22 protein-coding genes are annotated in these 24,952 nt (G+C 49.3%); 4 read left to right on the top strand and 18 right to left on the bottom strand.

The genetic code is table 11. The features are described from left to right. Positions 1-106: 106 nt before the first annotated feature. Complete coding sequence (locus D0C16_RS23265; protein WP_151034625.1) at positions 107-1,141, bottom strand: OmpA family protein; 1,035 nt, start codon at positions 1,139-1,141, stop codon at positions 107-109. A 184-nt stretch (positions 1,142-1,325) separates the two neighbouring features. Here D0C16_RS23265 and pyrC point away from each other — a divergent pair, with 184 nt between their 5' ends. Genes pyrC through D0C16_RS23250 form a run of 3 tightly spaced genes read left to right on the top strand, consistent with a single transcriptional unit; the run spans position 1,326 to position 3,463 of the window. Then, entirely contained in the window at positions 1,326-2,363 is a 1,038-nt protein-coding gene (pyrC, locus tag D0C16_RS23260) for a dihydroorotase (RefSeq protein ID WP_151034624.1), read from the top strand. Positions 2,364-2,372: 9 nt separating this feature from the next. Further along, positions 2,373-3,044 (top strand): ribonuclease T, encoded by a 672-nt coding sequence (gene rnt / locus D0C16_RS23255; RefSeq protein WP_151034623.1) that lies wholly within the window; start codon positions 2,373-2,375, stop codon positions 3,042-3,044. Positions 3,045-3,067: 23 nt separating this feature from the next. Continuing rightward, entirely contained in the window at positions 3,068-3,463 is a 396-nt protein-coding gene (locus D0C16_RS23250) for an MmcQ/YjbR family DNA-binding protein (RefSeq protein ID WP_151034622.1), read from the top strand. A gap of 55 nt (positions 3,464-3,518) precedes the next feature. Here the strand turns inward: D0C16_RS23250 and D0C16_RS23245 are convergent, their stop codons facing one another. Further along, positions 3,519-3,992: a MaoC/PaaZ C-terminal domain-containing protein gene (locus D0C16_RS23245; protein WP_151034621.1), complete on the bottom strand. Its 474-nt coding sequence runs from the start codon at positions 3,990-3,992 to the stop codon at positions 3,519-3,521. A 179-nt stretch (positions 3,993-4,171) separates the two neighbouring features. Between D0C16_RS23245 and D0C16_RS23240 the strand changes: the two genes are divergently transcribed. Continuing rightward, complete coding sequence (locus D0C16_RS23240; protein ID WP_151034620.1) at positions 4,172-4,996, top strand: universal stress protein; 825 nt, start codon at positions 4,172-4,174, stop codon at positions 4,994-4,996. Between the two features lie 153 nt (positions 4,997-5,149). Here D0C16_RS23240 and D0C16_RS23235 read toward each other — a convergent pair whose 3' ends face one another. The 16 genes from D0C16_RS23235 to D0C16_RS23160 form a co-directional block, all read right to left on the bottom strand. After that, a complete protein-coding gene (locus D0C16_RS23235) occupies positions 5,150-6,964 on the bottom strand; it encodes a glycosyl hydrolase family 18 protein (protein ID WP_151034619.1) in 1,815 nt (604 codons plus the stop codon). A gap of 630 nt (positions 6,965-7,594) precedes the next feature. Continuing rightward, complete coding sequence (gene djlA / locus D0C16_RS23230; protein ID WP_151034618.1) at positions 7,595-8,398, bottom strand: co-chaperone DjlA; 804 nt, start codon at positions 8,396-8,398, stop codon at positions 7,595-7,597. A 24-nt stretch (positions 8,399-8,422) separates the two neighbouring features. Next, positions 8,423-10,042: a YdiU family protein gene (locus tag D0C16_RS23225; RefSeq protein WP_151034617.1), complete on the bottom strand. Its 1,620-nt coding sequence runs from the start codon at positions 10,040-10,042 to the stop codon at positions 8,423-8,425. Further along, entirely contained in the window at positions 10,042-10,425 is a 384-nt protein-coding gene (gloA, locus tag D0C16_RS23220) for a lactoylglutathione lyase (protein WP_151034616.1), read from the bottom strand. Before gloA ends, D0C16_RS23225 begins: the two co-directional genes overlap by 1 nt. A 72-nt stretch (positions 10,426-10,497) precedes the next feature. After that, positions 10,498-12,216 (bottom strand): hypothetical protein, encoded by a 1,719-nt coding sequence (locus tag D0C16_RS23215; RefSeq protein WP_151034614.1) that lies wholly within the window; start codon positions 12,214-12,216, stop codon positions 10,498-10,500. A gap of 142 nt (positions 12,217-12,358) precedes the next feature. Next, on the bottom strand, positions 12,359-13,249 hold the full coding sequence (locus D0C16_RS23210; protein ID WP_151034612.1) for a sulfite exporter TauE/SafE family protein: 891 nt from the start codon (positions 13,247-13,249) through the stop codon (positions 12,359-12,361). A gap of 2 nt (positions 13,250-13,251) precedes the next feature. Continuing rightward, positions 13,252-13,512: a cbb3-type cytochrome oxidase assembly protein CcoS gene (gene ccoS / locus D0C16_RS23205; protein ID WP_151034610.1), complete on the bottom strand. Its 261-nt coding sequence runs from the start codon at positions 13,510-13,512 to the stop codon at positions 13,252-13,254. A 5-nt stretch (positions 13,513-13,517) separates the two neighbouring features. Then, on the bottom strand, positions 13,518-15,935 hold the full coding sequence (locus D0C16_RS23200) for a heavy metal translocating P-type ATPase (protein WP_191968605.1): 2,418 nt from the start codon (positions 15,933-15,935) through the stop codon (positions 13,518-13,520). Positions 15,936-15,966: 31 nt separating this feature from the next. Further along, on the bottom strand, positions 15,967-16,515 hold the full coding sequence (locus D0C16_RS23195; RefSeq protein WP_151034608.1) for a FixH family protein: 549 nt from the start codon (positions 16,513-16,515) through the stop codon (positions 15,967-15,969). 53 nt (positions 16,516-16,568) lie between these two features. Beyond that, entirely contained in the window at positions 16,569-17,969 is a 1,401-nt protein-coding gene (ccoG, locus tag D0C16_RS23190; protein ID WP_151034606.1) for a cytochrome c oxidase accessory protein CcoG, read from the bottom strand. 105 nt (positions 17,970-18,074) lie between these two features. Continuing rightward, a complete protein-coding gene (gene ccoP, locus D0C16_RS23185; RefSeq protein ID WP_191968604.1) occupies positions 18,075-18,977 on the bottom strand; it encodes a cytochrome-c oxidase, cbb3-type subunit III in 903 nt (300 codons plus the stop codon). A 23-nt stretch (positions 18,978-19,000) separates the two neighbouring features. Continuing rightward, the gene (locus tag D0C16_RS23180) at positions 19,001-19,198 is read right to left on the bottom strand and encodes a cbb3-type cytochrome c oxidase subunit 3 (RefSeq protein WP_151034604.1); all 198 of its coding nucleotides are present in this window, start codon (positions 19,196-19,198) and stop codon (positions 19,001-19,003) included. Continuing rightward, positions 19,198-19,770, bottom strand: coding sequence for a cytochrome-c oxidase, cbb3-type subunit II (gene ccoO, locus D0C16_RS23175; RefSeq protein ID WP_255482124.1), 573 nt, complete (start codon positions 19,768-19,770; stop codon positions 19,198-19,200). The genes D0C16_RS23180 and ccoO overlap by 1 nt, the downstream gene beginning before the upstream one ends. 49 nt (positions 19,771-19,819) lie before the next feature. Further along, positions 19,820-21,274 (bottom strand): cytochrome-c oxidase, cbb3-type subunit I, encoded by a 1,455-nt coding sequence (gene ccoN, locus D0C16_RS23170; protein WP_151034601.1) that lies wholly within the window; start codon positions 21,272-21,274, stop codon positions 19,820-19,822. A 253-nt stretch (positions 21,275-21,527) separates the two neighbouring features. Then, entirely contained in the window at positions 21,528-22,745 is a 1,218-nt protein-coding gene (locus D0C16_RS23165; protein ID WP_151034599.1) for an argininosuccinate synthase, read from the bottom strand. A gap of 230 nt (positions 22,746-22,975) precedes the next feature. Next, the gene (locus D0C16_RS23160; protein WP_191968603.1) at positions 22,976-24,871 is read right to left on the bottom strand and encodes a methyl-accepting chemotaxis protein; all 1,896 of its coding nucleotides are present in this window, start codon (positions 24,869-24,871) and stop codon (positions 22,976-22,978) included. Positions 24,872-24,952: the final 81 nt, after the last annotated feature.

Genomic DNA, 24,952 nt, shown 5'->3' with positions numbered 1-24,952 from the left:
TTCCACCCGAATCGTAAAATCCGGGTTAAGAATAATTTGGGAATTGTGGTTAAAAAATGCAAGCCCTAGCGAATAATTCTCACTACGCAGGGATTCTCTGTAAGGGCTATCGGGGCAAGCCTATATCCGGCTGCTTGCCTGATGAAAGGTTTTGTTGCTCAGTTAGCTTTTCCAGTTCCGCGGGGTTGATGCCAGGGTCCGCTTGTTCTGTCGCTGCTTTTGCCGCTTTTTCGGCAGCGGCTTTTTGCTCTGCCTCTTTAATAACAGCGATTTTTTTCTCCATTTCTTTCCGGGTTTGCTCGCTTTCCAACCGCACCGTCACGCGGCGATTTTTCGCTTGCCCCGCTTTGTTCTGGTTGTTGGCGATTGGAAATTTATCGCCATGCCAACGGGTAGTAATCTGATCCGCCGCAATTCCCTTTTCAATCAGATAACTCGTGACAAACTCCGCCTGCCGCTGGGATAAAGCATCGCTCTCTTCCGGTTTGGGTAACTTATCACTGTGAGCATCAATAATTATCCCAAGCACCTTTTGATCCGCTTTCATATAACGGACAATTTTATCCAGTTCAGTTTTTGCCGCTGAACTCAAATCATCGGCCTCCCGGGCATAGCTCAACTGCGTCCGCGATAATTGTTCGAAGGTATAGGGAATAAGATTTTTGACGCAGGTTTTGTAGTTGGCAAAAGCCGCACTGAAATTGCGTGCCGCGAGGCCAACCCGCAGATTGCTGCCACTAAACATCACATTGGTGCCCTGCTCCAAGCTGGCGGTGATGGTCGCGATCTGGGCCCCGCTGACCTTAAGTGATTGACCACTGGCCTGGGCCTGGCCGAGGTTATTGGAGGCGGCATCAGTGCGCCACACCGGGGGCACCGCCTCTACCCGTACAGTACCCTCACCAAAAGCCTGGGCTTTAGCTTTCAACTCCAACACCTCTGCGCTGCCAGCCTTGCGCACCAAACGCGCGCTGCCAAACGCCGCTATCTCATGGGCAAGACTACAGGCAAAAGCACCAGATTGCGCACTCCACTGCGAATCGGCGAACGCGGTGATATAGGTTTGAGCAGTGGCAGAAGCGGCCAGCACACTGGAAACCAGCAGTGTCAGCGGTAAATAAACTCGGGAAACCAAACGCATGTCACCATCCACCTACAAACAATTAGCAAGGCCATTAATCGCCGTGCGTTAGAAAGGATTCTCCGAGTATAGCCACCCTTACCTAAAACGCGCGCATCCGATAAGGCTGCGGAGCCTGCCTGATTTTGGTAGCATGCCGCCACATTCGCCTGTTTTGATTTACTGCTACGGAATCCCTCACCCCATGACCCAGCAATTAACCCTGCTCCGCCCCGATGATTGGCATATCCACCTGCGCGACGGCGCGGTTCTGACTCGCACCGTAGGCGACGCTGCTGCCCAGTTTGCTCGCGCGATAGTGATGCCCAACCTCGTACCGCCGGTAATGAATACCGAACAAGCCCTTGCCTACAAAGCGCGCATCCAGGCAGCTCGCCCGGCCGGTAACCACTTTGAGCCGCTAATGGTGCTCTACCTGACTGACAATACCGACCCGGCCGAAATCGCCAAAGCTAAAGCGGCCGGTATCACTGCCTGCAAACTTTACCCAGCCGGCGCCACCACCAATTCCGCATCGGGCGTAACGGACTTGAAAAAAATCTACCCGGTGTTGGAAGCCATGGAAAAAGTCGGTATGCATTTTTTACTGCACGGCGAAGTGACTGATTCTTCGATCGACATTTTTGATCGTGAAAAAGAATTTCTCGATCGCACCTTTAGTCAGGTGGTTAAAAATTTCCCATCATTGAAAATGGTGCTGGAACACATCACCACTGCAGACGCCGCCGAGTTTGTTGCAGCCGCACCCGCAAACGTTGCCGCAACGATTACCGCACATCACCTGCTGTATAACCGCAACCATATGCTGGCTGGCGGTATCCGCCCGCATTATTACTGCTTGCCAATTTTAAAACGCGGCACCCATCAGCAAGCACTGATCAAGGCGGCCACCAGCGGTAGCCCTAAATTCTTTTTAGGCACAGATTCTGCACCACACGCCAAAGACAAAAAAGAAGCGGCCTGTGGTTGCGCCGGCAGTTACACCGCCTATGCCGCCATTGAGCTTTACGCGGAGGCCTTTGAAGATGCCAATGCACTGGATAAACTCGAAGGGTTTGCGAGCCATTTCGGTGCAGACTTTTATGGTTTACCGCGCAATACCGATACCATTACATTGGTGAAAAAAGAATGGCAGGTGCCTGATACGCTGACCTTTAATGAGCAGCCGTTAGTGCCCTTGCGTGCAGGTGAAACTTTACGTTGGCAGTTGCAAACTGCTTAAGGGATAGCTGTGAATCCACCTGAAAATACCCGCGACCCCAACTCACCTCTGGCACAACGTTTTCGCGGTTTTTTGCCAGTGATTGTCGATGTGGAAACTGGCGGTTTTAATTCGCAAACCGATGCACTGCTGGAAATTGCTGCTGTCACCATTCGCATGGATGAAGATGGCAATGTGCATCGCCATGAAACCTTTGCCTTTCATGTGGAGCCATTTGAGGGCGCCAACATCGAACAGGCCGCGCTGGATTTTACCGGCATAGACCTGGATGATCCCGATCGCTTAGCCGAACCGGAATTAATGGTGATGACCGATTTGCTCACGGCAGTGCGCCGCTCGGTAAAAGAAAACGGCTGCACGCGCGCGGTGATTGTCGGCCATAACGCGCACTTTGATTTGAATTTTGTTAACGCCGTGATTGAGCGCTGTAATATCAAGCGCAGCCCCTTTCATCCGTTCTCAGTATTCGACACCGCAACGCTTTCTGGCCTCGCTTTTGGTCAAACAGTATTGGCCAAAGCCTGTCAGGTAGCGGGAATTGAATTCAGCAATTCTGCCGCCCACTCAGCAGCATACGATGCTGAAAAAACCGCCGATTTATTTTGCCTGATTGTTAACCGCTGGAAAGAATTGGGCGGTTGGTTACCCAGTGAAGATGAAGGTGATGAAGAGGCGGAATAATTCGCCCACTCACATTCCCCGGAATGGATTTCATGGCATTTAACATTAAACAATATCTGCTCAATAAACCCGAGGCCATCGAGGATTTTCCCTTTGGCCCCGAGGTCGCCGTATACAAAGTGCGCGGGAAAATGTTTGCGCTGATGAGCTCGGAAAACCAAACAGCTGACGCAAAAAATAGAGAAACACGCATCAACTTAAAATGCGATCCGATAGAAGCCGAGCAATTACGCATGGTGTTCGATGCCGTTATTCCCGGTTACCACATGAATAAAAAACATTGGAATACCGTGATCATTAACGGTTCAATTCCCGACGGGGAAGTGAAGCGTATGATTGATAACTCCTATAAGCTGGTGGTAAAAGGCTTGGGGAAAACGGTGGCCAATTTGTTATTGGCAATGGAAAAGGACCGCTAACTATTCACTCGCTATAGCTCGCGATCCTGATACGATTTTCATCAACATCGATCGACTAATTAAATCCTATCGATGGCAAACTACCTGGTTCAATGGAAAGCTTTTCTGCCGGCGCAATTACCTCCGCAACACCTTTCGCAATTAACTTTCCATCCTGATTGTGTGCTTCGCAATCCAGAGTTACCAATTTCACACGCTCCTTAATTTCGGCAACCGTTAACGTCACAGTAACTGTATCGCCAATTTTCACCGGATATTTAAAACTCAAACTCTGGCTGCGGTAGACCGAGCCAGGTCCCGGCAAGCGCGTGGCTATCACTGCAGACACCAATGCGCCAGTCCACATACCATGCCCGATAGGCTCACCGAAAGGTGTGGTCGCCGCGTAGGTTTTATCCAGATGCACTGGATTCACGTCACCCGAACAGGCGGCAAACAGGATGACATCCCGCTCGGTTAAGGTCTTGCTGTAACTGGCAGTGTGGCCCACAGCTATCTCGGTAATTGGGCAATTTTCAAGCAAACTCATAGACTTATCCTTTGGGGCTTGTAAAAAAGGCGTACAGTTTAATCCATATCAACTGCTTTTATCCCTTTCCGACCAGCCCGCAAGGGAAACCCGCTGTAAAAACCGACGAGGGGTTGCTATGCTAGGCCCAGCTTGAAAATAACTACCTAAAACTTGTTAGGGAACCTGTAGGAGCCTGTATGTCCAAGTCACAAAAGTTGTTTGTCGTTGTAGACCCCAACGATACCCACCACATCGCCCTTGAGCGTGCGATTATTGTTGCCTCCTTGATGCAAGGTACCAAACCAAAAGTTCACGCCTTTGTGGCGGTGGATGGCGATGCGGTAGATACCCGTTCGGTAAACGACCATTTATTCCGCGACCTAACCTGGTTCGAACAAAATATTAAAAGCCCGCTGGCTAACGCCGGAATCGAATACACTCTGGAAGTTTCCTGGTCATCCGAATGGCAAAAATCCATTATGGAATCCGCCAAGCGTTTCGACGCTGATTTAATTTATTTGCCAGTGCACGCAAGTTCCAATAGCAACAGCCGCTTTTTCTTCACTGAATCCAAATGGGAATTGTTGAAAGGCGCTTACTGCCCGGTAGTGTTAATTCGTCCAGGTGCAAAAGCACAACGCAAAGTAATTTTGGCTGCCGTGAACTTCCAGGCACAACGCGATGTGCAAATTGAATTGAACAAAAAGATTTTGGCTTCCGCAAAATTCTATGCCGAAACCTACGGTGCAGACTTGCATGTTATTAACGGCTACCTGGATTCCATGAGCTATCCAGATCGCGGCAAACTGGTGAGTGAAACCGGCCTGCCCAATGACAAAATTCATGTAGAAAACGGCTATACCTCCGATGTAGTTTCTGCACTGGCTGAAAAAATTGGTGCAGACCTGATTGTGATGGGCACCCTTGGTCAAAATGGTATGACCAAAACCCGTCGCGGTAACACTGCCGAGCGCTTGATCGCTGCGGTTGATACCGATGTGATGGTATTGAACCACGAATAATTTTTTGTAGTGGTTCCTGAAAAAAACGGCGATGATTTCATCGCCGTTTTTTTATGCCAATTGATCCAGGATTACCGTTTTTATAGCCACAAAAAATAAAAATCCGGCAGCGATTCACTGCCGGATTTTTTTACTGCGAAATCTACAACAGTATTAACGCATCGAGTTACCAATCACGCGAATTAATTCCCCGTCTGCGGTATCGCCGCTCAACTCCCAAAAGAAAGTACCCGCCAGACCTTGTTGATGGACGTAGTCCATTTTTCCAACCAGCGTTTGCGGAGTGTCATAACTCCACCAGTTATTACCGCAGAATGCGTAAGCACTTCCACCCACTGTGCCGGTTGCCGGGCATTTTGATTTCAATACTTTGTAATCATCGATACCCGCTTCATAAGTGCCCGCGGCTGCACCGGTTGCAGAACCACCAGGCGCTGCCTGTGTTACACCCGTCCAACCCCGACCATAGAAACCAACACCTAACAGGATTTTGCTGGCGGGAATACCTTTGGATTTCAGTAATTGAATCGCATTGTCAGAGTTGTAGCCGGCAATAGGAATTCCCGCATAGTCGTAAAGTGCAGAGTGCGGCGCGGTTGGTCCGGTTTTATCCCAGGCGCCGAAGAAGTCGTAAGTCATAGGCATATAGAAATCGAGATACTGCGCAGCGCCAGCGTAATCTGCTGCATTAATTTTTGCAGTACCGGCACCAATCGCGGAAGTGATCAAAGCGCTGCTACCGAAACGCGCACGCAGTGCCTGAATCAAATTTTTATAACCGGAGAAGCCGCTGGTAGTATCGCATTTCAAACCGCATTCGTTCGGGTATTCCCAATCAATATCAATACCATCGAACACATCAGCCCAACGCGCATCTTCAACCAATGCATAGCAAGACTCGGCAAATGCCACCGGATTTTGCGCCGCTTGTGGGAACCCCTCAGACCAGGTCCAACCACCGAACGACCAAATGACTTTTAAATTTGGATTCAGTTTTTTCAGTTTACGCAACTGGTTGAAGTTACCACGCAAAGGTTGATCCCAAGCATCAGCAACACCGTCGACGCTGCCCGCCGCATCATACGCTTTATCGTAAGCTGCGTAAGAATCGCCAATTGTACACTTACCGTTTTGCACATTACCGAATGAATAAAGAATGTGTGTCAATTGCGCCGCAGAGCCGCTAGTCGCAATATTTTTCACATGATAGTTTCGGCCATAAATGCCCCACTCGGCAAAATATCCAACCACTTTTTTACCGCCCACGGCGGAGATAGAACTTGAACTGCTCGACATCGGGGTGCTGGATTTTGAACTCGCCAATGAGCTAACCGCTGAGCTGGCAACCGAACTATTCACAGAAGTCGCACCTGAACTTGCAGCAGAACTTTTTATCGAACTTGAACTGACCGCAGCAGAACTGACAACAGCTGAACTCGCAACAGAAGAGCCTGTACCGCAAGCACCTTTGTTGACCCATACATCATAAGCACCGGAATTATTTAGCGGGTCTTGCCCCTGTGTCCACCATTTAGCCTGATAGAGAGAACCGCTGCGGCTGACTTGCGCATTGCCAGAATAGGCAGAAGTAGTGTTCCATTCAGCTACACCATTACACCCCGCCGTTGGCGTTGCGCTGGAAGTTGCCACTGATGACGCAACAGAACTTTTTACTGAACTAACGGCCGCACTACTGGTTGGCGTTGACGACGTGCCAGTACCGGAACACGCGCCCAGGCTGGACCAGGCATTATTCCAGGCCCAACCTACACCCGGTTCATAAGGCCCTCCGACCGAGCACCAACCACCGACGGTACAGGAATAAGCAGTACCGCCATTTTGTACGACGGCGCCGGTTGCGTAAGTACCTTGTTGATAGTTGGCAACACCTGCACAATTGTACGCGTGCGCTTGTGTAGCCATTAATCCCGCAGTTGATAACAGCATTATTAGTTTGAGCGATTTCATTGGATTTTCCTCGGAATCGTTTTAATTTTTCATCTCACTAAACCGACCATACTTTTTAATCGTATGTTTCCGGTTCAGTCTCCCAGTGTTTTAACAGCGCCTTGTACGTCATAGTTGGCAACTGCATCTTCCCGCGTCCATCTGTTGTTATTTGTTCCGCTCCTAACCAGTAACTCCGGTTTTTCGCGCACTTTTCGCAAGCGTGGCTTTTTTCAGGCAATAGCAGCCCCTGAGCGAATACCCTGAAAAAGTGCTAGAAATTTAGAAAAAAACAGTACGCGCCCCGTGCGTGCACAGGGTTGAATCTGATCCTGAATGGAAATTGGAATGGGCGAGCTACAGCCAGTACAGGAGAACCTGCCACAGGATGAAGTCCCCAGCGTCGCTCCTTGGTTGAACGGTTGTTCTTATCGTTAATTTATGTAAAACCAGAAAACGATTTAAAAATACATCCACATGGACAACGTTGTCAATAATTTATCAGAAAAATGTTTTGCGCGTCACACTGATAGTTTAGAGCTGGCTTTTTGACATCGACCAAAGCGAGGACCGCTTATAAATAATTGGCGGAAACTCCAGTAAATTTAACCGGGGTCTCACTTATTATTTATAAGCAGCGGGAAGAACAAATTATTGACGGGATTTTTTTATCAGATCATACGCTGCCTGAATTTCCTGCGAGCGCTCGGTTGCGGCTTTGATCATATCTTCAGGCATCCCCTGCCCGATCAGCTTATCCGGATGATATTCGCTCATGAGCTTGCGATAGGCTTTTTTCAGTTCTGCATCGGTCGCGGTCTTCTCAACACCCAAAGCTTCATAAGCCAGCGTTAATTCGTCAGCGCGAATCGGCTGCTGATACCCGCCAGACTGGTAACCGCTCTGCTCGCGATTAAACGCATTTTGTGCATTCAGCATGCGCAGCAACTGCTCAAAGGCAAAGCGCGAAAAGCCCAAGCGATCGGCAACCTGACGTAACACCTGGGCTTCCTGCTCATCCAGCTCGCCGTCGGCCATTGCCAGATTCACCAAGTTTACCAACAACATATTGTTCAAATTACCGCTGGCACTGCAGATGCGCTTGTAGTCGGCCAGCGCTGAATCCAAATTAAATTCTGTTGTAGCACCCACTTTGAATAAGCGAATGGCTTCGCGGCGATGGTCAGCACTCAGACCCATTTTTGTCATGAGCGATTCAGTTAGCTGAACTTCAGTTTCACTGACCCGACCATCCGCTTTGGCCAAATGACCCGATACGGTAAAGACCGTTGTAAAAAAGCTCTCCTGAATCGCATGCAATTGCGCCGGGGGAATTTTCGGGGCCGTACGACGCGGCTTATCAATAAAATAGTGCCCTAGTATTGCACCAAGTATCGCGGTAAATGGATTAAGCAAAGCCAAACCTATGGCGAAACCAATAATTTTTCCAATCATAATGTGCTACTGCAAAAGAAATTATCAGGAACTACAGGATAACATGGAGCAGCCCGCTTTATGCCGTGCCCACTCCGGGCGTTTGGCGAAATAATGCTGATAGTCAGGCTGCTCAGCGTAAGGGTTACGCAAAATCTGCAGCAACTTTTCTACCTCAGAAAAATCACCTTGCGTCGCTTTATCAATAGCCTGCTGCGCTAAATAGTTGCGCAATACATATTTCGGGTTAACCGCATTCATGCGCTCACATTTTTGCGTATGGGTGTTGCCGCTTAACACATAATCCTGCTGTAAACGGGCGGCATATAAGCGCAACCAATCTGCCCATTGCGTTTCCGCCCGTGCATCGACTACGGAATAAAAGCTGTCGCGCACAATATCAACACATTGACTATTTGCGTAATGAGAAATGTCATCAGCATTGAGTTGCGCAAGCGCGCGATAAAATATAGTCATATCGGTTTCCACTAATTGGAAACAAGCCAATAACTGCTTATTGAGTGCCTGATCCTGCATTGGATCAAATTGGCTCAAGCCAAGTTTGGCCGCCACATCCCGTTGCGCACAGTGCTCGTATTCCGCGCGATAATTTTCCAGCGCAGCTTGCAGTGGCTCCACTTCATCAATCAATGGATAGATGGCATTTGCCAACTGCGCAAGATTCCACAGGGCTACGCGCGGCTGGCTGCCATAGCGATAGCGACGCCCTTGAGCGTCGGTTGTGTTGGGCGTCCAATCTTGATCATAACCTTCCAACCAACCGTAAGGACCGTAATCAATGGTCAATCCAAGGACAGACATGTTGTCGGTATTCATTACGCCGTGCACAAAGCCCACACGCATCCAATGCGCCATTAACTGTGCGGTGCGAATACAAATTTCGTTAAACCAACGCAAGTAGTCAGCTTTGGTGAATTCATGTTGCTCAGCGGGAAATAACGCTGAAAAGTCTGTGCGCAGGGTGAAATCGGTAAATTGCTTTAGCAAGGCAATATCATTGCGTGCGGAAAAAATTTCGAAATTGCCAAAACGGGTAAAGGTTGGCGCAACACGGCATACAACAGCACCCGGCTCCATTTGCGGATTGCCATCGTAAAACATATCGCGCCTTACCAACTCACCGGTGCCAACCAAACTCAATGCGCGGGTAGTAGGAACACCCAAATGAAACATCGCTTCGCTGCATAAAAATTCGCGTACCGATGAGCGCAACACTGCCAGGCCGTCTGCTGTGCGTGAATAAGGTGTAGGCCCTGCACCTTTTAATTGCAGCGTCCAATGCTCACCGCGGGAGTTTTTTACCTCGCCCAAATTAATTGCACGACCATCGCCCAACTGCCCTGCCCAGTTGCCGAATTGATGACCGCCATACACACAAGCATGCGGCTCCATTCCTGACAATAATTCGTTGCCCCCAAATACTTGTGTAAATTGCGGATCGGCAAAGGCCGCGTGTGACAACTGCAACAAATCAGCGACTTCGCTGACAGCGGCGATCAAATGGGGATTCTTTACTGGTGTGGGCGTTACGCGCGAATAAACCGCAGCATATACCTGGCGACGAAAATTCTCGCTTTCATTGTCCGCCGGCATTTCACGCACGAGGCGATTATCGAATACCAGTTCACGCAGCGACAGCGGCATTACTTGATACCCAGCAATTCAATTTTGTAGCCGTCAGGGTCTTCCACAAAAGCGAGAATCGTTGTGCCATGCATCATAGGCCCGGGCTCGCGCGTAATCTTGCCACCGGCGGCACGAATTTTTTCACAGGTTGCGTAAACATCATCGCAACCCAGGGCGATATGACCATACCCCTTGCCTAAATCATAGGACTCAACGCCATAGTTGTAGGTGAGTTCAATAACCGTATGCGTTGATTCCTCACCGTATCCAATAAAGGCCAGAGTAAATTTACCCTCAGAATAATCGTGTTGGCGTAAGAGTTTCATCCCCAACACCTTAGTGTAAAAATCAATTGACTTTTGCAGGTCGCCAACCCGTAGCATGGTGTGAAGAATTCGCATATTAATATCAACCGTTTAATTGCTGATTAACAGAAAGAAGAGAATAGCGAGTAACCAAAAATATTGCTCGCATTAAAATTTTTGCTGGGCACCAATGGTTATCTGGTATTTATCCAAACCATTTTTCGCGGAGGTGGGCGTCGCCAAATCTATATGTACCACGTTACCAATTTTAACTTTACTTGAACTAAAGCGCAGACCTATTCCCACATTACTCAGCGTCGGGCTACTACCATATTGCTCCAATCCCCAAGCCTTACCCATGTCAAAAAATATCACAGCACCAAGACGCAGCAAATTGAAAATATGGATATCGGAAAAATAGCGTCGCTCTATAGTAAACACATAGCGTTGGTCACCGCGTTGATAATCAGAGGGATAACCCCGCAACCCGGTAATATCGCCTACCGTTAACTCTTCGTGTTGCGCCAAATCCTGCCCGACTTCGTATTCAAAACCCACATACCAACGGCGCTTTTCATCTTCGAAATAATGGTAGGCAAGATTAGTCCCCCAAACGCGACTATTCCCCTTTTTTAACTGCGTGTGGTACGCCCCATCAAAGTTAAATCCCGATTCCAATATGTGGCGCGCATCGATATCGCGGGTATAGGTGTAATCCACGAGCAAGCGATAAACATCATCAGGATTATCAAATAAAGTGCCACCATAACCGAAGCGAACCGCAAGATTGCTACCTATAGCGATATCTTCCGGGCGTTGGATTTGATAAATATTTTTAAATACTCCAAAACGGTTGGCGAGATACTGATACTCCACCCAGGAGTAAACTGACTTTCGATTTTCCGGGACGGGCTGCAAAGTTTCCGGCGTTGCAAAAAAATTGTCTTCCTCATTCGCAAAACCAATTAACCAGCGCTGAGTGTGCGTTTCCTGTACATCGGTAGCCTTACCAAAATAAACCTGGTTATACATACTTTGATGACTGAACTCGTTGATCTCTTCGTCCATGTGGCGAATAGGTTGATCCAGAGTTACATCCTGTGTGTAAAAGCCGGCGGACCAAGGCGTCGACAGGGAGTAAAACGGGTGAGCAACATCGACGATCAAATCGCGCCCGTCGCTTGTGTCGGCATAATACAAACGCGTTGCAATTTGCGAATTGAAAACGTGCGGACTGCGGAAATCGTAGCTGACCAAATTGCGCTCGGTGGTCTGCTCATAGCCGATAGTCAAACTGTTCCCAGACCCCAGAATATTCCCGTCTGCAATCGCCAACCCGGAATTAGTACCTTCAGATTCTTTACTTACGGAGAATTGTGGCTCCAGTGCCCAGGAATCCTGCGTAACTACCATGAGATCCACCTGCCCGGTGCATACTTTAACCGGCACTATATAGGCATTGGTGAGATATGCGCGCTTACGCAAAATGCGTTCGCTTTCCTGAACTCGCTTGACGTCAAGGGAATCACCTTCTTTAAACAGCAACTGTGTCGCAATCACATGTGGACGGGTATTAACGTGAAGCTTATTTAAAAACAAATAGAGTGAATTATTTTCTGCTGGATCATCTTCATCAAAAACCGGCCGGGTATTGAACTGAATGTGACGAATGGTTTTTCCCTGAAGATTATCAAAGAGATGAGAATCGATACGGGTGCGCTTAGCATCGGCAATTTTTTCACGGTAACCATAAAAAAATTCGCAGCTAGCGTCATCTTCTGCAGCAGCAAGCTCGGCGGTCTCCGCGACCACAGGCAAGGCAGGACTTAATAAACTTACAACCAGACCAAGCCTGGTACAAAACCCAACCGCCGGGGTTTTACTCATAAACAGGTCTCAAGCACAGATGGATAAGCACTATCGCATTGCCAATCTAGACAAAAAATTAGCTATTCGGTTTCAAGTCTAGCAGGCGGGCAAATTAGCATCTGCGCCCAGCGTCGCATAGCCGTGGCTTGTTAAGAATTTTTTAATGGTGATTGTGTTCATGGCCGGCTGCACTAGAAGCTGCCTCCGAACCGGAAGTCGCTCCCTGCTCCGCTCCGGTTGCACCGTGATGCATATGCTCATGATCCATTTTCGAATGATCCATTTGACCGTGGTTCATTTGGGTGTGGTCCATGCCTGAATGATCATGTGCAGCACCAGGCGAATGGCTGCCTTCGGCTGCATTGCCGTGGTGGCTGTGATCGTGACCGGAATGGCCACCACCCCAGATTGTCCACAAGCCAAACAACACGATAGACAGGGCCAGAGGCCAACGAACCCGGGGGTTACGCAGCAATTTACCCAACTGTTGAGCTGCTACACCTGTCGCCAACACCGAGGGCAACGTCCCAAGGCCAAAGGCCACCATCAGCAGGCCCGAGTTAATACCCTGACCTTTAGCCATGGCAAAAGCCAAGGCTGAGTACACCAGGCCACAGGGAAGCCAGCCCCAAACCAATCCCAGCAAGCTCGCTTTTACGACAGAATCGACCGGCATCAAGCTTTTGCCGAGCGGCTGGATGTAGGCCCACAAATACCGCCCTGCGGTTTCCAGATAGACCAGACCGCGCCACCAGTCCGCCAAATACAACCCCATGGCAATCAACAACAAGCCGGCCAGCCAACGCAGCCAGACACTGGCGCCCCACTGGGCAAGCTCATTTGCCATAGCGCCAGCAAGCAAACCAATCAAACCATAGCTAACAACGCGACCGAGGTTGTAACACAAGAGTATCCACCAACGCCGCGTTTTGGCGTGGTTGGGTATAGCCATACTCAATGCGCCCATAATACCGCCGCACATGCCCACACAATGGGCGCTGCTAAAAAGGCCGAGCAAAAACGCGGCCGCGAGTGAAGACCAATCAAACATACTTAGGGATTCTTACTATCGGGAGCCGGTGACTCGGCATTGGGAAAGGCGCTGTTGGTTTGGTGTGTTTGCGCACCAGGTTTGGCCAGCTCCGCGTTTTTAGATTGTTCAGCGCTTTTGGATTGTTCAGCATCGAACAATATACGATGAGCTTCGGTATCCAGATTATCGTACTGGCCACTGTTGAGCGCCCAAAACAATACCTTGATTGCCAAACCAATAAAGATCAGCGCACAGGGCACCAGAAAATAGAGACTTTCCATCGGGATTAATCCACCAGGCGTAACGCGTTAAAAATCACGATCAGGGAACTGGCCGTCATACCTATCGCTGCCAACCATGGCGGAATCATACCAGCCGCCGCGAGCGGCAAAGCGAGTAAATTGTACATCAACGAAAAACGCAGATTTTGCCGGATGACTGCTCTGGTGCGGCGAGCCACATCGAGCGCTTCGCCAATAACCTCCAACTGGTTGTTCAATAACACCGCATCGGCGCGGGTTTGAGCCAAGTCTGATGCTGACGCCATAGCAACTGACACGTCAGCACCCGCAAGCACCGGCACATCGTTAATGCCATCGCCAATCATCAGCACTTTATCACCTGCAGCCTGACGCGCACTCAAGTGTGACAATTTGTCGCCGGGAGTCGCGCTGGCAATATAGGACTCAATTCCCAATTGTTGAGCCAAATGGCTGACCGCCGCGGGTTGGTCACCGCTCAACAAATCAATAACAATGCCCTGTTGCTTCAGATGTTGAATAAGCGAGTATGCATCGGGGCGAATTTCATCCGCCAAGGCAATCCAGGCCAGCGGCTGGTTTTTATCAGCCAGCAGCAGCCAGGTATGGTGAGACGTTTCGGGAGGAAGCGATGTAAGTTTGGTATCGAGCCACTCGGCAATAAATGCAACAGTGCCTAACCGATACCACGTGTAATCAATGCAGCCTTCAACTCCGGCCGCGGTAATTTGCCTAACATCAGTTGCGTTTAATTTATCGCGCCAAGGATTAAATGCAACCGCCAATGGGTGATTGGAGCCAGTTTCCAGGGCGGCAGCTATAGCAAGTATTTCATCTTGCGAAGTTGTAAAAGCCGGAGCAATAGGAATTATTTTTTCTACGACAAATTGACCACGCGTGAGCGTACCAGTTTTATCAAAAATAACGCGAGTGATGCTATTCAGAGTTTCAATCACATGACCGCGCGCCACCAAAAAACCGCGTTTGCGTAAGTTTGCAGTCGCCGCCGATAAAGCTGCCGGCATCGCCAACGCCAACGCGCAGGGGCAAGTAACGACTAGCACTGATAAAGTAATCCAGAACGCGTGCTGAGGCTGATACCACAACCAAAAAGCAAATACCGCGCTGCACACAATCAACAAACGTGCGATAAAAAAACGCGCCGTGCGATCAGCAGCGAGAACTTGTTGCGGCTTTTCATCGGCGGCGCGAGTAGCCATGCGCTCAATGGCCGACAATTGGGTCTGCCCGGCAACTGAGGTTACTTCCACTTTTAATGGGCTATGCTGATTCATCGTACCGGCAATAACTCTATCGCCAATTGCTTTGGCAACCGGGTTCGACTCACCGGTCAACAAAGCTTCAACCACCGCACTTTGTCCGGATACTACACGACCATCACATGGAAAGGTCTCACCCGGCCTCACTAAAATTAAATCCGTTGGCTTTAACATTTTTAACGGCAGGTTTTGTTCCAGCTCGCAGCCATTTTCTTCACGTAAACAACATGCTGTTAAGGGCATAAGTTGCGCGAGGTTGCCAAACGCCAAACGATTACGATGACGCGCTCGCAATTCTACGTAACGCCCAAGCAGCAGAAAAAAGGTGAACATGGAAACCGATTCAAAATACACTTCGCCGGTACTGGTCACTGTGGCCCACACACTAGCGAGATACGCTAAACCTATCGCCAGTGCAACCGGTACGTCCATCACCAGATGCCGCATTTTTACACTGCGCCAGGCCGCCTGAAAAAATGGCCAGGCAGAAAAAAAGACCACCGGTGTCGCTACCAACATCGACAACCAGCGCAAAAAATCCAGCCAGAAATCGGTCGCGCCGGTATACATACCTACGGCGACCATCATTGCTTGCATCATACCAAAACCGGCAACACCAATGCGGAATAAGGCAATGCGATTTTCCTTTTTGATCAATTGCTGTTGCTGATCATCCGTGGCCGGGCGCGGTACATAACCGATAGCGGCAAGTGAGCGAAAAATTTCGCTGAGTGATTCACGAGAATCCCACACAATCGCGCAGCGATGTGTGCTCACATTCACGGTAACAGACTGGATGGCAGGATTTTTTTTCAGCTGGGTTTCAATCAACCAGGTGCAAGCAGCGCAGGTGATTCCTTCTAGCAGCAAATTGGCCTGCTTAAAATGCTCATCGAAAGGAATAACAAATTCGGATTGAACTTCGTCGAGATCGTAAATATTCCAGCGGGTTTCGCCTTGGGGATTTGCGTCGGGACGCTCATTGGCGGTAGTGCGAAATTGATAAAAATTTTCCAACCCGCCATCAACAATTGCGCTGGCAACTGCCTGACAACCTGGACAACACATCAACCGTTCCTGCCCCTGAATACGTACCGGATAATAGCTGGCTTCAGGAACAGGCAACCCACAGTGATAACATGGGTTAGATGTAGAAATCGACATGGAGTTTGCCGCGCGCGGTTGAGTCATTAACTTAATTTTTTACGCGCGGCGCCAATTGAGTGGTGTCGCCAGATTGAAAATTAATGTCGCCACTCAGGGTCCAGGGCGCCTGGTTGCGGTTGGCGATATCACTAATGGGATACAGTGTTAAATACCAGGAGTATTCCGGCTTTTCCAACAATTCTCCCCGGTAGTATCCCGGCGAAATAGCGTTAAGGCTAATCAGTTGATCCTTTGCCGCCTTTACCGGGTGGCCCATCATGAGCAACAACTGTTGCGGCATTAAGGTTTCATCGTCAGGTGCATTGGTGATATTCAAAATAACATCGCCAGTGGTGAGATCAAAACGCAAATCGCCGCGCAAGCCCAACTCACTCGCATGTTTATCCTGCTCTAACGCCTGATTAATCATGCGCCCTTCTTTGTAGTAATTATCGATGATGACATCATCAGCACCTTTCAAGGCAATGGACACGGTAAAACCGCACATAATGATGATAAAAATAAGCGGGCCAAATACAAACCAGAACCAGAACTGGCGGTACCAGGGTTTTGTACTTTCATCATTCTGATCAGTCATTACTACATCTCTCATTGGCACAACGGATTCCTCACGCACGAATCATTTTTCAGTTAAGGCCCAATAAATGTTGTGGTGTTTGTTGCAGTAATTTCCGGGTTTTCGCGCGCACGCACCCGAAAGTGAATTTCCGATTTGGTCGAGGTTAACTCGGAGGTTTTCACCGCAATACGCACCGGTATGGTTAACACTTCGCCTTCAACCGCAGGCACTGCTTTGTACCCCTGAATAACAAACGGGAAATCACCGTCTACTTCCAGATCGTAGATATGAGTAGCGCGGTCCATATTGCTAATTTTCAGGGTATAAACGTTTTGAATCGTATCTTCTACTTCACGGTACATTCGCACTCCCCGATCGCGCTGCGCTTCCAGGCCGACAGGAACGCGGATCGCGATGGAATATACAAACAGTGAAATCATGATTCCCAGCATCAAGGCATAGCCAATTAACCGCGGGCGAAAGACTTTGGTTTTGCCATTCTGGATTGCATCCTCAGTAGTAAAGCTGATTAGGCCACGAGGATAGCCCATCTTGTCCATTACACTGTTGCAAGCATCAACGCACAGGCCGCAGTCGATACATTCCGCCTGCAAGCCATCGCGAATATCGATGTCTACCGGGCAAACCTGAACACACCAGGAGCAATCGATGCAATCGCCCACACCCTGAGCTTTGTAATCTTCACCAGCTTTGCGCGGGCCACGGTTCTCTCCACGGATATTGTTGTAGGACACGGTTAACGTATCTTTGTCATACATCACCGCTTGGAAACGCGCATACGGGCAGATGTATTTACAAAATTGCTCGCGCATAAACCCGGCATTCATGTAGGTAGCGCCGAGGAATAACAATACCCAGAACAGCGGAACCAGATCCAGATCAACTGTAAAGAAACCACCGACCAAATCGCGGATCGGCATGAAATAGCCAACAAAGGTGAGCGAGGTCACAAGACTGATCGCAATCCAGATCGATTGTTTCGCCGATTTGCGCCAGATTTTTTCAAAATTCCAGGGCTGTGCGTCAAGTTTGATACGCTTGTTGCGATCACCTTCGCAGACATGTTCGGCCCAGATAAACATTTGGGTCCACACAGTCTGCGGGCAGGTAAAGCCACACCAAACCCGCCCAACCAGCACGGTAACCGTAAATAACAGGAAGGCGGAGATCACCAGTAACCAAGCGAGATACATGGCATCTTGCGGCCAGAACGTTAGCCACAGAATGTGAAATTTACGCGCGGGTAAATCAAACAGCATGGCCGGGCGGCCATCAATTACCAGCCAGGGCATTAACAGGAAACCTGCCATCAACGGAATGCCTGTGTAACGGCGCAACCGTTGGTAAAAACCGGTAATGCGGCGGGTGTAAATCTTGTCATCCGCTTCGTATAAGCTTACATAGCGGATGACGTCTTCCGATTTTTGTTCTGATGCGGGTTTTTCACTCACGAACTCACCTCACTGCTCCTACCCAATTGATTAATTTGCGGGCAAGAGCTTATTGGACGCGAAAAAAAAGGCAGGCCGTCGGGCCTGCCTTCCTTGCCAGAAGAATTAGTTAGATCCTTCCAGCGACAGGCTGTAAACGTAAGCCGCCAGTAAGTGAATGCGGTCCTCTTTCAGCAGCTCCTGCTGAGCGGGCATCACTCCATTTCGACCATCGCGAATGGTTTGGCGAATAGTGGCTGGCTTGCCACCATAAAGCCAGGTTTTGTCAGTCAGGTTAGGTGCACCTACTGCCTGATTACCCTTTCCATCTGCACCATGACAGGCTACACAGTTGGCAGCGAAAACTTTCGCACCTTTTTCTGCTTTGGCTGCATCATGCTCACCACCGGAAATCTGTAATACATATTCGGCAACATCTACCACGCTTTCTTCGCCAATTACACCAACCCACGCTGGCATGGCGGCTTTACGGCCATGGGTAATAGTTTCCAGAATTTTTTCCGTAGTTCCACCATAGAGCCAGTCTTTGTCAGTCAGGTTAGGGAATCCAGGGTTACCGCCGCCGTCTGCACCGTGGCAAATTGCACAGTTGTTAGCAAACAAACGAAAACCCATTTTCAAGGCATCCGGGTTTTTGGCAACTTCATCGATTGGCATTTTTGAATAAACACCATAGGTCTCTGCATACACCGCTTCAGCTTCTTGCTGATGGCCGCGCAGCTCGCCTACAGACGTCCAACCACCGACGCCTTTCCACACCCCCATACCCGGGAAAATAATCAGATAGCCGATGGAGAATACGAACGTCAGGATAAACATCCAGAACCACCAACGGGGCAAGGGGTTATCGTATTCCTCAATTCCATCGTATTCATGACCGGTAGTTTGTGCTTCCTTGGTCTCTTCGCCTTTTACCGCACGCTTGCGGTTGGCCATAAGAATCCAGAACAACAACACCAGGTTGGTGCTGGTCAGGATAATGATCCATAAACTCCAAAAAGTACTCATATTAAATCCGCCCTAATCGATGATTACTTGCGATCATCTGTCTGGTTGTTTTCTGGCTGCTTTGCGGTTTGTTTGGCTTCAATTTCATCGTCCGCAAAGGGTAATTTCGCATCTTCCTCGAAACGTTTTTTTAAGCCGGGCGAAAACGCCCAGAAACAAACGCCGAAGAAAGCAATAGTTACCAACACGGTCGAGATGGCACCAACTGTACCTGCGTCCATTAGCGTTTCTCTTTTAACAACACGCCGAGGTTTTGCAGGTAAGCAACTAACGCATCCATTTCAGTTACACCATGCACAGCTCTTTTGGCGCCAGCAAAGTCTTCTTCAGTATAGGGAACACCCACTTTAGCCAAGGCACGCATCTTGTCTGCTGTGTGCTTGCCGTCCAGCTTGTTGTCATACAACCAGGGGTAAGCAGGCATGATGGACTCTGGTACCACAATGCGCGGATTGAACAGATGCACTTTATGCCAATCATCAGAATAACGACCGCCTACGCGAGCGAGATCCGGACCAGTACGCTTGGAGCCCCATAAGAACGGATGCTCGTATACAGATTCACCGGCTACTGAGTAGTGACCATAACGTTCTACTTCAGCACGCAGTGGACGTACCATCTGGGTATGACACACATGGCAACCTTCGCGGATATAAATATCGCGACCTTCCAGTTGCACAGCGTTTAGAGGTTTCAAACCTTCTACAGGGGTAGTGGTTTGCTTGAGAAAGAATTGTGGAACTATCTCTACCAAACCACCGAAGCTAATGGCGACAACCATAAAAATAGTCATCAAACCAATATTCTTTTCTACTATCTCATGACCTTTCACGGCATTCCCCTTACACAGCTGGTGCCTGGACAGGCTGGGTTTCAGTGGCTGCCTGTTGGTTGGCAGCACGCACTGTACGATAGGTGTTGTAAGCCATTACAAGCATACCGGTCAGGAAGAAAGCACCGCCGATAAAGCGCATGATGTAACCGCCTTTGCTGAACACTACAACTTCAATAAAGCTGTAGGTCAAAGAACCATCAGGGTTGAACGCACGCCACATCAAACCTTGGCCAATACCATTGATCCACATAGCTACTACATAGAGAACAGTACCTACAGTAGCCAGCCAGAAGTGCAGGTTGATCAACTTCACACTGAACATTTCTTCGCGGTTAAACAGCTTTGGCAACATGTGATATACAGCACCGATAGAAATCATCGCTACCCAACCCAACGCACCTGAGTGTACGTGACCTACAGTCCAGTCGGTGTTGTGTGATAAGGCGTTTACATTTTTGATTGCCATCATCGGGCCTTCGAAGGTAGACATGCCGTAGAAGGACAAAGCCACGACCAGGAAGCGCAAGGTGGGGTCAGTACGCAATTTGTGCCATGCGCCCGACAAAGTCATGATCCCATTGATCATGCCGCCCCAGCTTGGCGCCAACAGAATCAGCGACATCACCATACCCAAAGATTGGGTCCAATCCGGCAACGCGGAGTAATGCAAGTGGTGTGAACCTGCCCAAATGTACAGAGAGATCAGCGCCCAGAAGTGAACGATGGACAGTTGATAAGAGTAAACAGGACGACCCGCTTGCTTGGGTACGAAGTAATACATCATGCCCAGGAAGCCTGCAGTCAGGAAGAAACCTACCGCGTTGTGGCCATACCACCACTGCACCATAGCATCAGCAGCACCGGCATAAGCAGAGTAAGACTTGGTCAAGGTAACCGGGATAGCTGCGCTATTAACAATATGAAGTGCAGCAACGGTAACGATAAAACCGCCGTAGAACCAGTTTGCAACATAAATGTGCGAGGTTTTGCGCTTAACGATAGTACCGAAGAACACTACCGCATAAGCGATCCATACTAATGCCAACAATATGTCGATTGGCCATTCCAATTCGGCATATTCTTTAGCGGAGGTAATACCCTGTGGCAGGGTAATTGCCGCGAGCACGATAACAGTTTGCCAGCCCCAAAAGGTGAAAGGCACTAACCAACCACCGAACAGGGTCGTCTGACAGGTGCGTTGCACGACGTAATAAGAGGTAGCAAAGAGCGCACAACCACCAAACGCAAAAATTACCGCGTTGGTGTGCAAAGGGCGCAAACGGCCAAACGCGGTATAGGGTTGCAGCAAGTCGTTCAGACCTGGCCACACCAATTCCGCCGCAATGAATACGCCCACTCCCATACCAACTATGCCCCATACAATGGTCATAATGGAGAATTTGCGTACTATGTCTAAGTCGTATACTGGAGGATCCCCAGCTACAGTCGCGTGACTACCCATAGGACTTTCCTGTTACTTAAAAAGAAAAATAAAAACTTTACGTCTCGGCTTAACCGGTATTGCCAGTATCAGGCAGTTATCAAAAGCTATAACCCTACTTTAGGTGCGGCATTTTGCCTCAAGCGCGGCATTTTGTCTCACACTTGCAGTTACAGGATTGATATTTATCAAATTATTTATGCGCTTTTAATCAACCGAATCATCAATTGATCAAACTTCCCGCAGCCGCCATGGCTGCGGGAGCGCCGGACAATTACTTGAGGACACGGCCTTTGTTGGCGGCTATACGCATACGCAGGGCATTGAGCTTGATGAAGCCTTCTGCATCTTTCTGGTTGTACGCGCCCGCATCATCTTCAAATGTAGCTACTTTTTCATCGAAGAGACTGTCTGCTGAGCGACGACCTACAACATGGACCGAGCCTTTGTAGAGTTTGACGCGCACATCACCATTCACGAATTGTTGCGACTCATCGATCATCGCCTGCAACATTTTACGCTCTGGACTCCACCAATAACCGTTATAGATCATCTCGGCGTATTTAGGCATTATGCTGTCTTTCAGATGGGCAACTTCACGGTCCAGAGTGATGGACTCGATCGCGCGATGAGCGCGCAGCATGATGGTGCCGCCGGGAGTTTCATAGCAGCCGCGCGACTTCATACCTACGTAGCGGTTTTCAACGATATCCAGACGACCCACGCCATTCTCGCCACCCACTTTGTTTAGATAAGCCAGGATAGTTGCCGGAGACATGCGCTTGCCATCGATAGCAACCACATCGCCTTTTTCATAAGTTAGTTCAAGGTAGGTAGCTTTGTCTGGAGCGGCTTCCGGGGCAACAGTCCAACGCCACATATCGTCTTCCGCTTCGGTCCATGGGTTTTCCAGGACTTTACCTTCATAGGAAATGTGCAACAGGTTGGCATCCATAGAATAAGGGGATGCCTTTTTCTTGGTGAAATCCACCGGAATATTGTTCTTTTCACAGTAATTCATCAGGGTTTCGCGGGAAGTAAGATCCCACTCGCGCCATGGAGCAATTACCTTAATACCTGGTTTCAGTGCATAAGCACCCAATTCGAAACGTACCTGGTCGTTACCTTTACCAGTCGCACCGTGGGAGATTGCATCGGCACCAACTTCATTTGCGATTTCAATCAGACGTTTGGCGATTAATGGGCGCGCAATCGAAGTACCCAGCAGGTATTCACCTTCATAAATGGTGTTAGCACGGAACATCGGGAATACAAAGTCACGCACAAACTCTTCACGCAAGTCATCAATGTAGATTTGTTTTACACCCAACGCCTGGGCTTTGGCACGCGCCGGTTCAACTTCTTCGCCCTGACCTATGTCAGCGGTAAAGGTGATCACTTCGCAGTTATAGTTTTCTTGCAGCCATTTGACGATCACTGAGGTATCCAGGCCGCCTGAATAGGCCAGAACCACTTTCTTGATAGAAGACATAGGGGGCTCCCACTAAAATTCGTTTACGATCCACTTGGGGCAGGTGCTTATACGGGCGCGGGATTGTACTCGCAAGCTTGCTAAATTCCCACACCTAACAGGGTTAAATGCCGGTTTTTAGCAGTAAATGACAATAGCTCCCAACATCACCATGAAAACAAAAGCAGCCCTCGGGCTGCTTTGTGACGATAAATTTTGTTGCGTTCAATATTAGCCAACCTGAAAGATGGTTACAGCCGAAAGCTGGATACCTTGTCATTAAGCCCCAAGGCAAGATCCTGCAAACTTTTTGCGCGCGCCTCACCCTGATTGGCATCGGCCGCAGCTTCGTCGGCAACGCGCTGAATGCTTGTGATATTGCCCAACACCTCTTTCACGACGTGACTTTGCTCTTCCGCGGCGGTCGCAATCTGCACCGCCATACCGCTAATTGCACCGACTGCGGTGTTGATACGGTTCAAAGACTCAGATGCGTTATCTGCATTCTGCACACTCCCACTCGCCAAGTGACTACCCTCTTCCATAATTGACACCGCGTTTTGCGCCGTGGATTGCAAGCTGGCAATCATCGCCTGAATCTCCTCGGTGCTGGCATGGGTGCGCTGGGATAATACCCGTACTTCATCGGCAACCACCGCAAACCCCCGTCCCTGCTCACCGGCACGTGCTGCCTCAATGGCCGCATTGAGCGCGAGCAAGTTGGTCTGCTCTGCGATACCTTTAATAGTAGCGAGAATCCCGCTAATGTTTTGCGCATTGGCGTTCAGCGTGGAAATAACTGTTCCCGCCTGATCTACTTTTTTTGCCAACACCACAATGGAATCGCGGGTTTTATCAACCTGTTGCTTTCCCGCCTCCGCACTATTTACCGATTCACGTACCGAATCAGCGGTGTGTTCGGCGTGATGGGCAATTTCCTGGGTAGCATTGGTCATTTCATTCATGGCCAGGGCAACCATACCAATTTGCTGTTGCTGCCCATTTAACTCGCGCACCGAGGTCATCGCTGAATCCGCCATCGCGCGCGCATTCTCTTGCAGATCAGTCGCCTGCGCGCGAATGTGCCGCACCAGATCATTCATATGCTCCACAAACGAATTAAAATTCTCTGCCAGTCGCCCTACCTCATCATTGGACGTAACCGACAACCGACGAGAAAGATCGCCACCACCAGATGCGATTTGCGACAGGGACTCCGATACATTATGCAACGGCTGCAACAGCACCCCATTTAGCCAGTTAAGCGCGAGGATAGTCACCACCAGCAACACCAGAATCGCCACCAACTGCCCGAGCAAAGTAGATTGCACTGGCCCCACCAACAAATCCCGTTCAGACACCATCACCAGCGTTAAATCCGTTTTGGGAATAGCGCTGGCAAACACCTGAAATGCTTTATCGTCGATAGTCACCAGATGCAACGCGTCTTTATCTCGCAGAATCTGTTCAAGCGTCGCCGATGTAAGATCGACAGAAATGTCCGACAACGATTTACTCAGCAAATTTTTATCCGCATGCGCAAACACCTTGCCGTTGCGCGCGATAAACATATACCCATTGCCAGGCAAATCGATATCGCGCAGCTGCTGGACAATATCGTCAATCACCACATCCACACCCAAGATGGCTTTGATGGTGCCATCACCGTTAAGTACTGCACGACCGAGTGACACCACATTTTTACCGGTAGCTGAAGCGACCGAGGGGTTATCAATATAGGTAGCGCCCGGATTTTTGGTGGCGGCGATATACCAACCCCACACGCGCGGGTCGTCATTACCGGGCGCCATCACCAGATTGTTGGCGTTGTAGAGCTTGCCATCTGCAAAAGCGAGAAAACTGTTATCCACATCGGCCGACACTTTTACCTGGGTGAGGTGCGCGTTGTAGGCCTCCTCGGTGGCAGCCGCTGGAAAACCTTCCAGTGCCTTGCCTTTCAATGCAAACCAATCGCTCACATATTTGCTGAAAGTAGCGGATATACCCGCTATTTGGCGATTGATGTTCACTTCCATCGCCGTCATAGCCGAAGAATAGGAAAGGTAAGAAACAGCGCAGCCCACCAATAAAAGGGAAACTGCAACCGACGCGCTGATTTTTTTGCGTAGTGACCAACGAGTAGCCATTGTCTGAACTCCGGAGTAGTGATTGACCTGTGCCAGCGGGTTAATGGTTTGGCAAATATTGTTATAACGCTTGAAGCGTAC

Source organism: Cellvibrio sp. KY-GH-1, from assembly GCF_008806975.1.
Taxonomy (GTDB): Bacteria; Pseudomonadota; Gammaproteobacteria; order Pseudomonadales; family Cellvibrionaceae; genus Cellvibrio.
This window is presented reverse-complemented; position numbering and strand designations above follow the sequence as displayed.

Excerpts from the sequence above, each read along its gene's own strand:
- D0C16_RS23265 (WP_151034625.1), bottom strand. The coding sequence starts at position 1,141 with ATGCGTTTGGTTTCCCGAGTTTATTTACCGCTGACACTGCTGGTTTCC.
- pyrC (WP_151034624.1), top strand. The coding sequence starts at position 1,326 with ATGACCCAGCAATTAACCCTGCTCCGCCCCGATGATTGGCATATCCAC.
- D0C16_RS23250 (WP_151034622.1), top strand. The coding sequence starts at position 3,068 with ATGGATTTCATGGCATTTAACATTAAACAATATCTGCTCAATAAACCC.
- D0C16_RS23245 (WP_151034621.1), bottom strand. The coding sequence starts at position 3,992 with ATGAGTTTGCTTGAAAATTGCCCAATTACCGAGATAGCTGTGGGCCAC.
- D0C16_RS23240 (WP_151034620.1), top strand. The coding sequence starts at position 4,172 with ATGTCCAAGTCACAAAAGTTGTTTGTCGTTGTAGACCCCAACGATACC.
- D0C16_RS23235 (WP_151034619.1), bottom strand. The coding sequence starts at position 6,964 with ATGAAATCGCTCAAACTAATAATGCTGTTATCAACTGCGGGATTAATG.
- djlA (WP_151034618.1), bottom strand. The coding sequence starts at position 8,398 with ATGATTGGAAAAATTATTGGTTTCGCCATAGGTTTGGCTTTGCTTAAT.
- D0C16_RS23225 (WP_151034617.1), bottom strand. The coding sequence starts at position 10,042 with ATGCCGCTGTCGCTGCGTGAACTGGTATTCGATAATCGCCTCGTGCGT.
- gloA (WP_151034616.1), bottom strand. The coding sequence starts at position 10,425 with ATGCGAATTCTTCACACCATGCTACGGGTTGGCGACCTGCAAAAGTCA.
- D0C16_RS23215 (WP_151034614.1), bottom strand. The coding sequence starts at position 12,216 with ATGAGTAAAACCCCGGCGGTTGGGTTTTGTACCAGGCTTGGTCTGGTT.
- D0C16_RS23210 (WP_151034612.1), bottom strand. The coding sequence starts at position 13,249 with ATGTTTGATTGGTCTTCACTCGCGGCCGCGTTTTTGCTCGGCCTTTTT.
- ccoS (WP_151034610.1), bottom strand. The coding sequence starts at position 13,512 with ATGGAAAGTCTCTATTTTCTGGTGCCCTGTGCGCTGATCTTTATTGGT.
- D0C16_RS23200 (WP_191968605.1), bottom strand. The coding sequence starts at position 15,935 with ATGTCGATTTCTACATCTAACCCATGTTATCACTGTGGGTTGCCTGTT.
- D0C16_RS23195 (WP_151034608.1), bottom strand. The coding sequence starts at position 16,515 with ATGACTGATCAGAATGATGAAAGTACAAAACCCTGGTACCGCCAGTTC.
- ccoP (WP_191968604.1), bottom strand. The coding sequence starts at position 18,977 with ATGAGTACTTTTTGGAGTTTATGGATCATTATCCTGACCAGCACCAAC.
- D0C16_RS23180 (WP_151034604.1), bottom strand. The coding sequence starts at position 19,198 with ATGGACGCAGGTACAGTTGGTGCCATCTCGACCGTGTTGGTAACTATT.
- ccoO (WP_255482124.1), bottom strand. The coding sequence starts at position 19,770 with ATGACTATTTTTATGGTTGTCGCCATTAGCTTCGGTGGTTTGGTAGAG.
- ccoN (WP_151034601.1), bottom strand. The coding sequence starts at position 21,274 with ATGGGTAGTCACGCGACTGTAGCTGGGGATCCTCCAGTATACGACTTA.
- D0C16_RS23165 (WP_151034599.1), bottom strand. The coding sequence starts at position 22,745 with ATGTCTTCTATCAAGAAAGTGGTTCTGGCCTATTCAGGCGGCCTGGAT.
- D0C16_RS23160 (WP_191968603.1), bottom strand. The coding sequence starts at position 24,871 with ATGGCTACTCGTTGGTCACTACGCAAAAAAATCAGCGCGTCGGTTGCA.